We start from the raw sequence: 14,501 nt of genomic DNA, 5'->3' as shown, positions 1-14,501 counted from the left end.
CTGGCAGGTAGCGTACGCCCACCAGGGGCCGGATCGTTATGCCTGTCGTGATCACGCTTCCCCGCCTGGCCTTCCTGGGCACCGGCTATCTTGGCGCCACGTACGCCATCTGTTTCGCCGAACTCGGCTACGAGGTCCTCGGGTTCGACATCGACGAGGCGAAGATATCCAAGCTGGCGAGCGGAGAGGTGCCGTTCCACGAGCCCGGGCTGGACGATCTGCTGCGCCGGAACCTCGCTTCCGGGCGATTGCGCTTCGTGGCGACGTACGGGGAAATCGCCGATTTTGCCGATGTTCATTTCATCTGTGTCGGCACACCGCAGCGGGCGGACGGCATGGGCGCCGACCTCAGCTACGTGGAGAGCGCCGTGGTCAACCTGGCGCCCCGGCTCCGGAAGAGGGCGCTGATCGTCGGCAAGTCGACCGTGCCCGTCGGCACCGCGGCCTGGGTCGAGGAACTGGTCGCCAAGCACACGGACCCGGCGCTCGGGGTCGAGGTCGCCTGGTCCCCGGAGTTCCTCCAGGAAGGCTATGCGGTCGAGGACGTGCTGCGGCCGAACCGGATCATCGCCGGCGTTCGCTCGGAATGGGCGGAGGGACGCCTGCGTGCGGCCCACAAGGGCGTCTTCGACCTGGCCGCCACCGAGGATCGCGACGTTCCCGTGGTGGTCACCGATTTCGCCACGGCCGAGCTGGTCAAGGTGGCCGCCAACGCCTTCCTCGCCACCAAGATCAGCTTCATCAACGCGATGGCCGAGGTCTGCGAGGTCGCCGGGGCCGACGTCACCCAGCTGGCGCGGGCGATCGGGTACGACCCGCGGATCGGCAACCGCTTCCTGCAGGCCGGGCTCGGCTTCGGCGGCGGCTGCCTGCCCAAGGACATCCGCGCCTTCCAGGCCCGCGCGCAGGAGCTGGGCGCGGGCGAGGCGCTGCGCTTCCTGCACGAGGTCGATCTGATCAACACGCGCCGCCGCTTCCGGGTGCTCACGCTCGCCGCGGAGCTGCTCGAACGCCCGGTCGGCCCGGCCGGGCCGGACCTCTCGGGCACGTCGGTGGCGGTGCTGGGCGCGACGTTCAAGCCCAATTCCGACGACGTACGCGACGCGCCCAGTCTCGCCGTCGCGGGCGCCCTGGCCGCGGCCGGAGCGCACGTGCGCGTCTACGACCCGCAGGGCATGGCCAACGCCCGCCGGGCCCAGCCCGCGCTGGACTACGCGGAGTCGATGGTGGCGGCCGTGACGGACGTCTCCCTCGTTCTCGTCGCGACCGAATGGCCGGAGTTTCGCAACGCCGACCCGACCCTGCTGGGCGAGCTCGTCGCCGACCGCAAGGTCATCGACGGGCGGAATTGCCTGGATCCGCGCCAGTGGTCACGGGCCGGGTGGTCCTATCGGGGGATGGGCCGTCCGCCCGCCTGAGCCCCGGCCACGAGGTCTGCGGCGTTTTCTATAGATCTCCGCCGCCGTGAGCCTGTTCTAATGAGGTGTCGTATGGGCATGCTCTAGATGGACGGGTGGCCGGCAGGTCGAGGAGGTTCCGTGGCGCAGGCTGAACAGCCCGACAGCTACGACGAAGAGCTGGCCCGCATCGAAGCCTCGATCGCGGATCTGAAGATCCGCGACATGGCCGCGGCGAAGGAGCGCACCCAGATCGCCGCCAAGATCCAGGCGGCGCAGTTCCAGCGCGACATCCTTTCGCACGCCAACCAGCAGAAAAAGGCGAAAAAGGCGGCAAAGACCCGGCGTGTACGGAGGCCGGACGCCCCCACCGGCGCCCCGCCACCCCCATCCGGCGGCACCCCGCCACCCCCATCCGGCGGCGCCCCTCCGCCACCGCCTGGGGACACGCCGCCCCGGGACGCTCCGCCCCCGCCCGGCGCCTCGGCCCGCAGCGCCCCGCCTCCGCCGCCGCCCGGCCGCACGGTGATCGATGAGGAGCCGCCACCGCGCCGGCGCACGGCCCGCCCCGCGGGCCCGCCGCCCGACTGGGCCGCGCCGGGCACCGCGCACAGCGGCCCGCCCGGCGTCGCCACCGACGGCGTGACCGCCCTGGTCGACGACCCGCCGCCGACCGAGCGTGTCGCTCCCCCGCCGCGCCGGGTCGCCAGCTTCACCGGCGGCGAGGTCCACCCTCCCGAGGCCTCCTCGCAGTCGGTGCAGAACATCACCCTCGCCCTCGGCGCCCTGCTGATCGGCGTGGCCGCTGTCGTCTTCGCCGGCGTCGCCGTCAGCAACCCGCTGGCCCGGGCCACCATCCTGGCCATGGCCACCGCGATCGCCCTGGTCGCCGCCCCCGGCATCGCCAAGCGCGGCCTGAGCTCGACCGCCGAGACGGTCGCCGGTGTCGGCCTGGTGCTGCTGCCGATGACGATGTTCGCGCTGCACGGCAGCGAGGTGGCCGGCGGCGCCGACGTACCCGTGCCGCTCTATCTCGGCATCACCTTCGCGATCACCGCCGTCGCCGCCTTCCTCTACGCCGGCGTCACCCGTCTGGCCGCTCCGCGCTACGCGACCGTTGTGGCCGTACAACCTGTGCCTCTTCTCCTGGCCGAGCCGATGATCCAGAGCCCGGCCGGCTGGGGCATGGCCCTGACCATCGTCGCCGTGCTCGACCTGCTGCTGCTCACCACCGTCATCCGCCGCGGGCGGCTGCTGCCGCGCTGGCCCATCGGCCGTCCCGTGGCCGGCGACCGCGAAAATCTGGCCCAGGCCGACGACGCCCGGCGCGCCGGTCACGACGATTTCGACGGCCGGTTCGATCCGGCGGTCCGGCCCGAGTCGGCGCCCGAGGAACCCGACCTGATCATCCACGGGCTGACCGGGCCCAAGCGGCGCTGGCTGCGCACCCGCATCTTCCCCGGTCCCCGCCCGGCCGGCGCCCCGGCCGCGGGCTCCGTCCCGCTGGCCCCGCCGGCCCGCCCGCCCTCGGCCGACTGGCTCCGCGAGCTCACCTTCGCCCTGCTCTGCGTGGCCAGCGCGGGCGCCCTGCTCTACTCGTCGGTGGCGCTGCTCCAGGCCCAGCTCGTGCCCGACGCGATGCGTTCCGGCCTGATCGTGGTGCTGGCCGCGCTGACCGCCGTGGCCGCGGCCTGGCTGCTCGACAACCTGACCGCCCGCAACATCGCCGGCGGCGTGCTGGCCCTGGCCCTGGCCGGCTCGGCGGCCCGGATCGCCGACGTGGTGTCGCCGCGCTGGACCATCGTGATCGCGGCCGCCGTCGTCGCGGTCGTCGGCGCCGTCGTCTCGCTGTTGCCGGCCGAGGTCCGGCGCGGCCCCGAGATCGCCTCGGCCGTCGCGCTCGGCATCGTCGGCGTCGTCCTCACCATCGACTGCCTGCGCGCCGCGCTGGCCCCGTTGCAGGCGGCCCGCCCGATCTGGCGGGCCGACACCGAGGGCTACGCGGCCAAGCTGGCCGAGGCCACCCAGGGCCAGGGCTGGCTGCTCGCCTTCAGCGCCCTGATCGTCACCATCGGCGCCGCCCTCTCGCTGCCCCGCAGCGTGCGCCACGAGGGCGCGGTCACCGGCATCGCGCTGACCGCCCTGGCCGTGCCCGCCTCGCTGAGCATGCGCTGGTCGGAGGCGCCCTGGCCGCTGGTCATCGCCGCCGTCGGCATCGGCGCGGCCGGTCTGGCCGCCACCACCCGGCGGATCGCCATCGTCCACGTCGCCGCGGCCGCCGTGGTCGGCTTCTTCGGCGCCGGGTCCGCCCTCAGCGCTCCCTGGCTGACCGCGGCTGTGCTGACCGCGCTGGCCGGGGCCGGCGTGATGATCGCCGTGGCCGCCCGGCAGATCCCGATCCGGCTCTACGCCTGGCTGGTCGGCGACTGGGCCTCCGGCGCCGCCGCGCTGGCCCTGCCCGGGGCCGTGGTCACCGCCGCGCTGGCCGTGGCCGACCGGGGCGAGGGCCCGCCGGCCACCGAGGCCGTCACCGTTCCCGCCCTGGCCGTCGGCTTCCTCGCGGTGGCCGCCACGCTCAGCTACGCCGCCGTCTTCCAGGTGGCCCGCCGCGAGATCAGCACCCCGCTCACCGCCGGCGCCGGCCTGGGCGCGATCTCGCTGGCCCTGGCCGCGCTGCTCGCGCCGGGCGCCACCCCGCCCGACGTCTGGGTCGGCGCGCTGCTGCTGGTCGCCGCGGGCCTGCTGTTCTTCGCCAAGTCGATCGACAACGGCCGGCGCAGCGACCGGGTGCTGGACGGCCCCGACATCGCCGCCGCGGCCGCCACCGTCGCCATCTGCGGCGCCCTGGCCCGGGTCTTCGCGCTGGCCTTCCCGAGCGCGCCGCTGGCCGTGGCCGGCGTCGTCGTGCTGATCGTCGCCTTCGGCGTGGCCCTGCTGCCGTCCGACTGGAGCCGCGGCCCCAACCGCGGCCTGGCCGTCGCCGGCATCGTGGTCGGCGCCATCGCCGGCTGGCAGGCCCTGGTCGGCGCGAGCCGCGTCATCTCGGTGCTGGGCGAGGTGTGGGACGCCGACCTGACCCGCTACCCGGCTCCCGGCCCGGGCGCCTGGCAGGCGCCCTTCGCCCTGCTCATGGTCGCCTTCGCGGCCGCCATCGCCGCTCCCCGCCCGTTCTCGTACCTGATCTCGGCCGTCTGCGGGGCGCTGGCCACGATCGGCGCCCCGTTCGCCCTGGGCCTGCCCTGGTGGTCCCCGCTGCTGATCAGCGGCGCGGTCGCCATCGGATATGTGATGGCCGCCGTCGCCACGGTCGATCCGCGGGCCGCCCTGTGCCGCGCCGGCGCCGCCGGTGTCGTGCTGCTCTACGCGGTCGGCGCCGGCCTGGCCCGGCCCTGGTCGACCGCGCTGGCCCTGCTCGCGGTGGTGATGGTGGGCCTGCTGGCCGCCGTCATGGCCCGGACCACGGTGGCCGAGATCCCCGACCCGGTCGAGGACGACACCATGCCCGAGGGTCCCGGCCGCTTCTGGACGCCGTTCGTGGTGACCGAGAGCGACCTGGCCCGCGACGACACCGGCATGCCCCGCCACCGCGCCCAGATCGGTGGCGCCGCCACCGGCGCGGTGCTGCTGGCCCTGCCCGGCGTGCTGGCCTCGCTCGCCGCCGACCAGGGCCACGACGCGCAGGTGGCGCTGACCGCCGCCCTGGCCGCGTCCAGCCTGAGCCTGGCCCTGCTGGCGCTGGCCGGCCGCCGGATCCCGCAGTACCTGCCGTGGGCCACGGTCGGCCTGGTGCTGGGCGCGACCGTCACCGCGTTCGTGTCGATCCCGACGCCGTACTCGACCGCGCTCTACGCCGCCGCCGCCGCCCTGCTCGGCGTGATGGCCGAGCTGCTGCGCGGCTCCATCCCGGCCCCCGGCATCACGCTGGCCCGCGATCACTACTGGTCGAACACCCGCTTCCGGGGCCCGCGCCGCCCGCTCGGCCTCAGCGGCCGCTGGCTGGTCGACCCGGCCACCAGCGCCGTCGTACTGGCGCTGGTCCCCACGGTCTTGGCTTTGTTCTCGATCGCCCCCGCGCTGAAGGCGGCTCTGATCGACCCGCTGGCCCAGGCGAGGCACATCTGGGACGGCCCGATCCCGGCCCTGTCCAACCCGCCCGCGGGCTACGTCGACGGCACCAGCGTCCTGGCCATCGTGCTGCTCACCGGCGCCGCCGCCCTGGCCGCCATCGGCTTCGGCGGCAAAGCCTCGGAGTCGGTGCCGGTGATCCTGCCCGGCCTGGCCATCACCCTGCTGATCGCGCCGATCGCCCTGCACATGCCGTTCCCGGCCGCGACCTCGGCCGCCCTGGTGGTCTTCACGATCGCGATGCTGGGCCTGGCCCTGACCCCGCCGCCGGTCGCGACACACGCGTCGCTGCTGCGCACCACCCGCACGATCGTCTTCGTGATCGGCCTGCTGGCCGGCAACGCGGGCCTGGCCGGCAGCCTGGCCCAGCAGCGCCTGACCCTGTTCACGCTGGGTTCGGCCATCGGCGTCGGCCTGGTCGCCGCCCTGGGTGGCCGCAGCCGCCACGCCCGCGTCCTGGGCTGGCTGTTCACCGCCGTGATGGGCCAGTTCTTCGTCCTCACCGCCGCCATCGCCGCCGGCGTCGAACGCCCGTGGGCCGCCTTCGGCGTCCTGGCGGTCGGCGCGGCCCTGCTCATCCTCGAGGCGACGGTCCCGCGCATGGGCCTGCCCCAGTACCGTCTGGAGGCACAGACGGTCGAGTGGAGCGGCTACGCCTCGGCCATCCTGGCCGGCGTCCTGGCCTTCGACTCCCCCGCCCACCTGGCCGCTCTGCTGGCCGCGTGGGGCGCCGTGCTGGGCCTGGCCGCTTCCCGGGCCGGGCGTCCGGCCAACCAGCGCCGCCTGCTCTTCTGGCTGGCCGTCGGCTTCGAGATCGTCGGCTGGTGGCTGTTCATCGCCCTCGCCGATGTGGCGCTCCCCGAGGCGTACACCCTCCCGTTCGCCGCTCTGGCTCTGATCGTCGGTGTCATCGAGTCGCGCCATCGCCCCGACCTGAGCAGCTGGGCCGCCTACGGCGTGGCGTTGCTGGCGGCCTTCGTCCCCACGATGGGCATCGTCCTGGCCGGCAACGGCGGCGAGCTGCGCGAGGTGCTCCTCCTGCTCGGCGCGGTGGCCACCCTGATCGTCGGCTCCCGAAACCGCCAGCAGGCCCCCGTGGTCGTCGGCGCCCTGGCCACCGTCTTCGCCGCCATCCACTTCGCGGTCACGCTGGTCGGCCCATGGCTGGTCCTGGTGCCGCTGGGCATCATCCTGCTCTGGGTCGGCGCCACCAACGAAAACCGCCGCCGCACGCGCGAAGGTCTGCGGGGCGCGCTGGTCCGTATGCGTTGAAAACCCTGGATATACGGAATTTTCAATCATGCACCCGCCGAAGGCATCGGGTCCGTCGTGGTCACTCTCCGCGTGCCGGCTTCGGGCTGTCCCGTCGCTAGAGCTCAGATCAAGCGGTGTGGCAGTTGTCTCGGCCCAGGCGGCCGGGTAGCGCCCGCCGACCCGTCGATGGCACGGTCTGCGGCATGGATTTGACCGTGATCCTCGGCCCGATGAAGGGCGGCAAGTCGCTCGAGATGATCAGCCTGCTGTCGCCGTTGCAGCATGCCGGCATCCCGCACCGCGTCTACCAGTCGGCCCGGCACGGACGGGACACGGCCGTGACGTCCCGCTCCGGCGGAAGCCTGCAGACGGAGAAGGTGAGCTCGCTGGCCGGCGCGGCCGCCGGCGGCTTCGAGGTGATCGGCGTGGACGAGATCCACATGTTCACGACCGACGACATCGCGGAGCTGGGCGTCGCGGTCCGCCGCGGCGTCAAGGTCGTGGTCGCCGGCATCGACCTCGACCACCGGGGCCAGCTGTTCGCCCCGGTGCGAGCGCTGTTCGAGCTGGCCCCGGAGAAGGTCATCTACCGCCGGGCCGTATGCGACGTCTGCCGTTCCCTGGGCGCCACCCACACGCAGGTCCTGGAAAACGGCAAGCCGATGATCCGCGAGCTGGCCCCGTCAACCGCGCTTCCCGACGACGGGACGTACACCTACGAGGCCCGCTGCCGTCGCTGCGTAGTGCTCCCCTGATCCGGGTCGTACTGGTAGATCAGGCTCCGGTGGGTGAAGCCGTACCCGAGCGAGTCGTTGACCCGCCGCATAGCGGCATTGCTGTCGGCGGTGTCGGCGAGCAGCCCGGCCAGTTCCGGAAAGCGGTCCCGCACCCGGGCGATCTGGGCGGCCTTCATCCAGCGGGCGAGACCGAGGCCGCGATGCGGGGGAAGAACACCGGTGCCGTAGTGCTGGGCATCACCGGCGCCGTCACCGGGCACAACCAGCTCGGTGAAGCCGGCAATCTCACCATCCTCACCCCGCGCGGCGGTGACACAGAGGACTTCACCACGGAGTGACACGGCATCGGCTACGGCATGGAGCCGCTCGACGTCCCAGGGATCCGGCGTGTAGTCGGCGTCATCCATCGGCATGTCGTCCATGGCGCTACGCGAACGGGCGAAGGTCCCGGCCAGCTCATCGGGAACCCTCCCTTCCCAATGGACAAGCCGATAGCCAGGGACGTCAGCCGGAACGGCGGCCAAAGGCAAGGTCAGATCAAGCCGTGTGTACGTCAGTCGCAGAACCGCCCGCAGCCGAAGCGCAGCACAGAAGCGATCGCCGGGCGACCCTTCATCGACCGGTTGGGTGAGCACACTGCGAAGCCCCCGCTGGCTGGCGGCGGCCGCGACGACGGCTTGCAGAAGCCGGGTCCCGACACCGGAGCGGCGCTCGGCCGGATGCACTTGGAGCTCCAGATCGGCATGCCCTTCATCAGGCGGCAGCCGCAAAGACGCCGTGCCGAGCGGCCACCCGTCAGTTCCCGAGGCAAGCCAGAGGAGCCGCCGGGGAGACGTCGCATCGACAAGCGGCGTGATCAGCACAGTCATGGCGGCCATTGTGGCCGATCCCCCGCCCCGAAGCAGCCCAGCCAAGCGAGGGAGGACGCGGCGCGCCGTGGCGCGAAAGGGGCGGCGGGCGCGGCGCGAAAGGGGCGGCGGGCGCGGCGCGGAAGGGGCGGCGGGCGCGGCGCGGAAGGGGCGGCGTGGGGCGGGAGGGCGGCTTGGCGTGGAAGGGGCGGCCCGGCACGGAAAGGGCGGCCCGGCGGAAGGGGGCGGCCCCGCCCGGGAAGGCGCGACGCGGCGTGGCGTGGAAGGCGCGGCGGGGCGCAGCGCGGGAGGGGGGCGGCCCGGAAAGGGCGGCCCGGCGCGAAGGGCGGCGCGGCGCGAAGGGCGGCGCGGCGCGAAGGGCGGCGCGGTGCAGCGCGGGAGGACGCGGCCCGGCGCGCAAGGGCGCGACGCGGCGTGACGTGGAAGGCGCGGCGGGGCGCGGCGCGGGAGGGGGCGGCCCGGAAAGGGCGGCCCGGCGCGAAGGGCGGCGCGGTGCAGCGCGGGAGGACGCGGCCCGGCGCGCAAGGGCGCGACGCGGCGTGACGTGGAAGGCGCGGCGCGGGAGGGGGCGGCCCGGAAAGGCGGCCCGGCGCGAAGGGCGGCGCGGTGCAGCGCGGGAGGGCGCGGCCCGGCGCGCAAGGGCGCGACGCGGCGTGGCGTGGAAGAGGCGGGCGGTGCGGAGGGGCGGCCCGGCGGGCAAGGGGCAGCGCGGGAGGAGCGGCCTGGCGCGCAAGGGACAGCGCGGTGCAGCGCGGGAGGGGCGGCCTGGCGCGCAAGGGACAGCGCGGCGCAACGCGGGAGGGGCGGCCTGGCGCGCAAGGGGCAGCGTGGCGCAACGCGGGAGGGGCGGCCCAGTGCGCAAGGGGCAGCGCGGGTGAGGCCGCGCGGCGGGGCATGGGAGGGACGGACGGCACAGGAGGGCGGCATGAAAGGCCGCGCGGGAAGGGCGGCGCAATAGGTGTAGCAGGCATGCGTCGCGCGCGGGAGGCGCGTCGTGGCAGGCGGAAGGGCGCTGCGCGGAAGGCGCGGCGCGAGACATGCGGTAGGCAGGATTCGCGGCGCGAAAGGCAGGAGGGCGCGGTGCGCCAGGAGGGCGCGGCATGGCACGTGTGTTGCGCGGCGTGGGCGGCGGGAAGCGCGAGCGGCGGGGTGCGAACAGGCGGGGTGGAGCGATGAGGGCGGGCCGGGGCGGAGGAAGCCCCGGCGGGCGCTGGTCAGGCTCGTTCGAGGATTACTACGGGGATTTCGCGGTTGGTTTTCTTTTGGTACTCGTTGTAGTCGGGCCAGACCTCGGCCATCTTTGCCCACATCTCGGGCTTTTCGGTGGGGGTGGCTACTCGGGCTCGGGCTGGGAAGCGGTCGCCCTTGATCTGCACCTCGACGTGGGGGTCGGACTGCAAGTTGACGAACCACGCCGGTGGGGCCTCGGCGCCGCCCTTTGAGGCCACTACCAAGTAGGCGCCGCCGTGTTCGCGGAAGATCAGAGCGTGGGTGCGCTCGTGGCCGGACTTGCGGCCCCGGGTGAACAGGATCAGGATCTCGGTCCCGTTCCGCCAGTGGAAGCCGTCCTCGCCGTTCGTCTCCAGGTAGCGCTCAACGTGCGGGTCGCCGTGCAGGTCGATAGCAGAACTCATGATCCGACCCTACTCGCGCCCTCGTGGGTGCTGACGGACTTCGCGGGCAGGCGCCGGTGGGTTGAAGCGCAAGCAGACGGGACAGCCCGGCGGCGGCACGCGGAGCGTCACCACGACGGACCTGATGCCCTCTTCGGGGGCTTTCCGCTGAATACGTACCTCTTCTTCAAAGCGTCAGTCGCCTGACCAGCCCGGGCGCCGGATTGACGAAGGAGTCACTGGCGGTGAGGACGGTCGGGACCGTTTCGTCGCCGCCGGTTATGTCGCGGACCGAGGCGGCGCCGGCGGGGTCCTGCCAGATGTCCACCCAGTGCAAGCGGGATGCTCGGCGGCCCAGGGAGACCCGCAGGCGGGCGCAATAGGGGCAACCCGGGCGCCAATAGACGATCGGGCGGCCGTCCTGGGCGCTGGCCTCTCGGGCCTCGGCGTCGGTGACCGAGGTGGGGAAGCCGCGCGGTGATGCCATGATCGCGCCGGCGGCCAGCAGCACGCCCATGACCACGGCGGCGATGATCCGGCCGTCGCGGATCCAGACGGTGACCAGGAACAGGCCTGCCCCGGCGATGATGATCGAAGGAAGCCAACGCCGTGCCATGCCGCGACGCTACCCCAGGATCCGGGCGGGGAGCTCAGCCGAGGAGCTGGTCTCGCAGGGCGGCGTCCTTCTCGGCGACCAGCTTTTCCAGGCTCGCCTGGAAGTTGGCCATCTTGGTGCGCAGCGCCGGGTCGGCCGCGCCCAGGATGCGGACCGCCAGCAGGCCCGCGTTGCGGGCGCCGCCGATGGAGACCGTGGCCACCGGGACGCCGGCCGGCATCTGGACGATCGAGAGCAGGGAGTCCATGCCGTCGAGGTGCTTGAGCGGGACCGGCACGCCGATCACCGGGAGCGGCGTCAGGGCGGCGACCATGCCGGGCAGGTGGGCCGCGCCGCCGGCGCCGGCGATGATGGCGCGCAGGCCACGGTCGGCGGCCGACTCCGCGTAGTCGACCATCTTGCGGACCGTGCGGTGGGCCGAGACGACGCCGACCTCGAACGGGACCTCGAACTCGGCCAGGGCCAGGGCCGCCGCCTCCATCGTGGGCCAGTCGGAGTCGCTGCCCATGATGATGCCGACCTGCGGTGCCATTACTTGCCTTCCTGGAGCCAGCGGGCGGCGCGGGCCGCGCGGGCCCGCACCTTGGTCATGTCGTCGCCGAGGACCGTGACGTGGCCGATCTTGCGGCCGGGGCGGACCTGTTTGCCGTACAGATGGACCCGGGCTCCGGGGTCTTCGGCGAACAGATGATGCAGGCGCTCGTCGATGGAGATGCCGCCCGGCTCGCCGCCGAGGACGTTCGCCATCACGACGGCGGGCGCGGTCAGCGACGTCTCGCCCATCGGGTAGTCGAGCACGGCCCGCAGGTGCTGCTCGAACTGCGACGTGCGGGCACCCTCGATGGTCCAGTGGCCGGAGTTGTGCGGGCGCATGGCCAGCTCGTTGACGACGATGCCCTCGTCGGTCTCGAACAGCTCGACGGCGAGCAGGCCGACCACGCCGAGCTCGTTGGCCAGGTCGATGGCGAGCTGCTGAGCCCGCACGGCCAGATCTTCGGGCAGGCCCGGGGCGGGGGCCAGCACCTCGACGCAGATGCCGTCCTTCTGCACGGTCTCGACCACGGGGTACGCCGCCACCTGGCCGAACGGCGACCGCGCGACCAGGGCGGCGAGCTCGCGCTTGAGCCGAACCTTCTCCTCGACGATCAGCGGCGTGCCGGTGGCCAGCAATTCCTCCGCGGCATCGGGGCCGTCGAGCACCCAGACGCCCTTGCCGTCGTAGCCCCCGCGGGTCGCTTTGGCGATGACAGGCCAGCCGACCGTCGTGGCGAATTCGGAAATATCAGAAATGTCGGAGACGGGGGCCCAGCGCGGCGCGGGCGCCGCGGTCAGCCGCGAACGCATCAAGCCCTTGTCCTGGGCGAACACGAGCGCCGCCGAACCGGGGAAGACCTTGACCCCCTCGGCTTCCAGCGCCGCGATGTGCTCGGTCGGCACATGCTCATGGTCGAAAGTGAGCGCCTCGCACCCCTTGGCGAACTCACGGAGCGCGGCCAGATCAGTGTGCGTGCCGATCCGTACGTCGGCGGCGACCAGTGCCGCACTGTCGTCGGGCGACTCGCTGAGCACGCGCAGTGACTGGCCGAGGGAGATCGCGGCCTGGTGGGTCATCCGGGCCAGTTGGCCACCGCCCACCATGCCGACTACGGGCAGACCGGTTCGGGTATCCATCGCACGCCAAGCGTAGCGACGCCCCAGCTCAGGCCTGCAGGCGGGCGATGAGATCGGCCGGGCTGGTGACGGGCCTCTCACAGACGAAACCCTTGCAGACGTACGCCGTGGGGACGCCGTCCAGGAGCGGGCGGTCCGCCAGCAGGGGCACGCCCGGCCGGTCGGGCTCACCGGCCACGACCACGGCCCCGGCCGGCGCGCTGCGGTGCGCCTCCGCGACCAGCGGATCCCCGTCCGGGTCGGTGGTGGCGATGGCGATCTCGTACGGCCCGGACAGCGCCGCCTCGGCCACGGCGGCCGAGTATCCGGCGAACCGCGGATGCCCGCCGATCAGCGGCCCGACCGTGCCGAGCGCCGCGTCCGCCGCCTCCCGATATTCGGGTTCCCCGCTGAGCGCCGCGTACGTCACGAGCGCCGCCACGATCGACGACACCCCCGAGGGCGTCGCGTTGTCGGTCGGATCGGCCGGACGGGTGACCAGCCGCTCCGCGTCGTCGGCGGTGTCGTAGAAGCCGCCCTGCCCGGTCGCGAACCGGGCCAGCGCCACATCGAGCAGCTCGCGGGCCGCGTCGAGCCACTTCCCCTCGGCCGTGAGCTGGTGCACCGCCAGGAACGCCTCGGCCACACAGCCGTAGTCCTCGAGCACACCGGCGGGCTCACCGACGACGCCGTCCCGCGACACACGCCGCAGCCGCCCGTCGACCACATGCCGCTCGGCCAGCACGGTCGCGATCTCCACGGCCGCGTGGCGCGAGCCGCGATCGCCGGTCAGCACCGCGTGCTCGGCCAGCGCGGTCACCGCCAGCCCGTTCCAGGAGGCCACAACCTTGTCGTCTCGCGCCGGCTGAGGCCGGCCCTTGCGAGCTTCAAAGAGCTTTCCGCGTACGTCACCCCAGCGCTCGACAAGCGCGGGCTCGGCCGCGTCGATGTCGCGGGCCAGCACCAGCACGCTGCTGCCGTGCTCGAACGTGCCCTCCTCGGTCACGTTGAACAGGTCGGCCGCCCACGCGCCGTCCTCCTCACCGAGCACCTCGGTGAGCTGGGCCGGCGTCCAGGCGTACGTCAGCCCTTCGACCCCGTCGGTGTCGGCGTCCAGCGCCGAGGCGAGCCCACCCTGGGGCGTGCCGAGGTCGCGCAGCAGGAAGGTGGCCGTCTCGTCGGCGATCCGCCGCGCGTAGACGTCACCGGTGAGCCGCCAGAGCTGGGTGTACGCCCGCAGCAGGAGCGCGTTGTCGTACAACATCTTCTCGAAATGCGGCACCGTCCAGGTGGCGTCCACGGCGTACCGGGCGAACCCGCCCCCGAGCTGGTCGTAGATGCCACCGCGCCCCATCCGCTCGGCCGCGTGCCGCACCACTTCGAGGGCTTCGGCCGACCCGGTCCGCTGGTGGTGCCGCAGGAGGAAGAGCATGCCCATGTGCGGCGGGAACTTGGGCGCCCCACCGAACCCGCCGTTGATCTCGTCCTGCTCCTTGAGCAGCCCCAGAGCTCCCGCTTCGAGCAGCTCAGCCGAGATCGGGGCGACCGGCCCGCCGACGAGCTGGGCCCCGCCGATGGCCTTGACCACGGAGGCGCCCTGCTCGATCACCTGATCCCGCTGCTCCTGCCAGGCCTTGGTGACAGAGCCGATGAGGCGACCGAAGTTGCTCTTGGGGTAGTACGTGCCACAGAAGAAGGGCTCACCCTCAGGCGTGGCGAAGACCGTCATGGGCCATCCACCCTGCCCGGTCATGGCCTGAGTGGCCGTCATGTAGACAGCGTCGACGTCGGGCCGCTCCTCCCGATCCACCTTGATCGACACGAACCCGTCGTTGAGCAGCTGAGCAATCTGCTCGTCCTCGAAGGACTCGTGCGCCATGACATGACACCAGTGACAGGCCGCATAGCCCACCGAGATCAGCACAGGAACATCGCGGCGCCTGGCCTCGGCGAACGCCTCATCCCCCCATTGCCACCAGTCAACCGGGTTGTCCTTGTGCTGAAGCAGATAGGGCGAGGTCGCGTCGGCGAGACGGTTGGCCATGCCCCCAGCCTCTCACGCCCCGAAGACCGCCGCCCCCAGAGCGCACGCCCCACCACCCACCTCACACTTCCGCTCACCCGCTCACCCGCTCACCCAGCCGCCCAGCCGCCCAGCCGCCCAGCCGCCCAGCCGCCCAGCCGCCCAGCCGCCCAGCCGCCCAGCCGCCCAGCCGCCCAGCCGCCCAGCCGCCCAGCCC

At 73.2% G+C, this 14,501-nt stretch carries 9 protein-coding genes; 3 read left to right on the top strand and 6 right to left on the bottom strand.

The window, feature by feature from the left end; translation table 11 throughout:
- Positions 1–47: 47 nt before the first annotated feature.
- The 3 genes from ACFY36_RS44025 (at position 48) to ACFY36_RS44015 (ending at position 7,531) form a co-directional block, all read left to right on the top strand.
- Entirely contained in the window at positions 48–1,418 is a 1,371-nt protein-coding gene (locus tag ACFY36_RS44025; RefSeq protein ID WP_499751897.1) for a UDP-glucose dehydrogenase family protein, read from the top strand.
- Positions 1,419–1,538: 120 nt separating this feature from the next.
- Positions 1,539–6,794: an SCO7613 C-terminal domain-containing membrane protein gene (locus ACFY36_RS44020; protein WP_499751896.1), complete on the top strand. Its 5,256-nt coding sequence runs from the start codon at positions 1,539–1,541 to the stop codon at positions 6,792–6,794.
- 185 nt (positions 6,795–6,979) lie between these two features.
- On the top strand, positions 6,980–7,531 hold the full coding sequence (locus ACFY36_RS44015) for a thymidine kinase (RefSeq protein ID WP_499751895.1): 552 nt from the start codon (positions 6,980–6,982) through the stop codon (positions 7,529–7,531).
- Here the strand turns inward: ACFY36_RS44015 and ACFY36_RS44010 are convergent.
- The 6 genes from ACFY36_RS44010 to ACFY36_RS43985 form a co-directional block, all read right to left on the bottom strand.
- Positions 7,492–8,382, bottom strand: a complete 891-nt coding sequence (locus ACFY36_RS44010) for a GNAT family N-acetyltransferase (RefSeq protein WP_499751894.1) — start codon at positions 8,380–8,382, stop codon at positions 7,492–7,494. The two genes, ACFY36_RS44015 and ACFY36_RS44010, sit on opposite strands and share 40 nt — an antisense overlap.
- 1,214 nt (positions 8,383–9,596) lie before the next feature.
- Positions 9,597–10,016, bottom strand: coding sequence for a nitroreductase family deazaflavin-dependent oxidoreductase (locus ACFY36_RS44005; RefSeq protein ID WP_499751893.1), 420 nt, complete (start codon positions 10,014–10,016; stop codon positions 9,597–9,599).
- A 166-nt stretch (positions 10,017–10,182) separates the two neighbouring features.
- On the bottom strand, positions 10,183–10,611 hold the full coding sequence (locus ACFY36_RS44000; protein WP_499751892.1) for a glutaredoxin domain-containing protein: 429 nt from the start codon (positions 10,609–10,611) through the stop codon (positions 10,183–10,185).
- Between the two features lie 34 nt (positions 10,612–10,645).
- Positions 10,646–11,143 (bottom strand): 5-(carboxyamino)imidazole ribonucleotide mutase, encoded by a 498-nt coding sequence (gene purE / locus ACFY36_RS43995; protein WP_498657225.1) that lies wholly within the window; start codon positions 11,141–11,143, stop codon positions 10,646–10,648.
- Entirely contained in the window at positions 11,143–12,282 is a 1,140-nt protein-coding gene (locus tag ACFY36_RS43990) for a 5-(carboxyamino)imidazole ribonucleotide synthase (protein ID WP_499751891.1), read from the bottom strand. Before ACFY36_RS43990 ends, purE begins: the two co-directional genes overlap by 1 nt.
- A 28-nt stretch (positions 12,283–12,310) precedes the next feature.
- A complete protein-coding gene (locus tag ACFY36_RS43985; RefSeq protein WP_499751890.1) occupies positions 12,311–14,305 on the bottom strand; it encodes a thioredoxin domain-containing protein in 1,995 nt (664 codons plus the stop codon).
- Between the last annotated feature and the right edge of the window lie 196 nt (positions 14,306–14,501).

This window comes from Actinoplanes sp. NPDC000266 (assembly GCF_042899005.1).
Taxonomy (GTDB): domain Bacteria; phylum Actinomycetota; class Actinomycetes; order Mycobacteriales; family Micromonosporaceae; genus Actinoplanes.
This window is presented reverse-complemented; position numbering and strand designations above follow the sequence as displayed.

What these genes read in the sequence shown, in the direction of transcription:
- ACFY36_RS43990 (WP_499751891.1), bottom strand. Translation starts at nt 12,282, where the DNA reads ATGGATACCCGAACCGGTCTGCCCGTAGTCGGCATGGTGGGCGGTGGC.
- purE (WP_498657225.1), bottom strand. Translation starts at nt 11,143, where the DNA reads ATGGCACCGCAGGTCGGCATCATCATGGGCAGCGACTCCGACTGGCCC.
- ACFY36_RS44005 (WP_499751893.1), bottom strand. Translation starts at nt 10,016, where the DNA reads ATGAGTTCTGCTATCGACCTGCACGGCGACCCGCACGTTGAGCGCTAC.
- ACFY36_RS43985 (WP_499751890.1), bottom strand. Translation starts at nt 14,305, where the DNA reads ATGGCCAACCGTCTCGCCGACGCGACCTCGCCCTATCTGCTTCAGCAC.
- ACFY36_RS44010 (WP_499751894.1), bottom strand. Translation starts at nt 8,382, where the DNA reads ATGACTGTGCTGATCACGCCGCTTGTCGATGCGACGTCTCCCCGGCGG.
- ACFY36_RS44015 (WP_499751895.1), top strand. Translation starts at nt 6,980, where the DNA reads ATGGATTTGACCGTGATCCTCGGCCCGATGAAGGGCGGCAAGTCGCTC.
- ACFY36_RS44000 (WP_499751892.1), bottom strand. Translation starts at nt 10,611, where the DNA reads ATGGCACGGCGTTGGCTTCCTTCGATCATCATCGCCGGGGCAGGCCTG.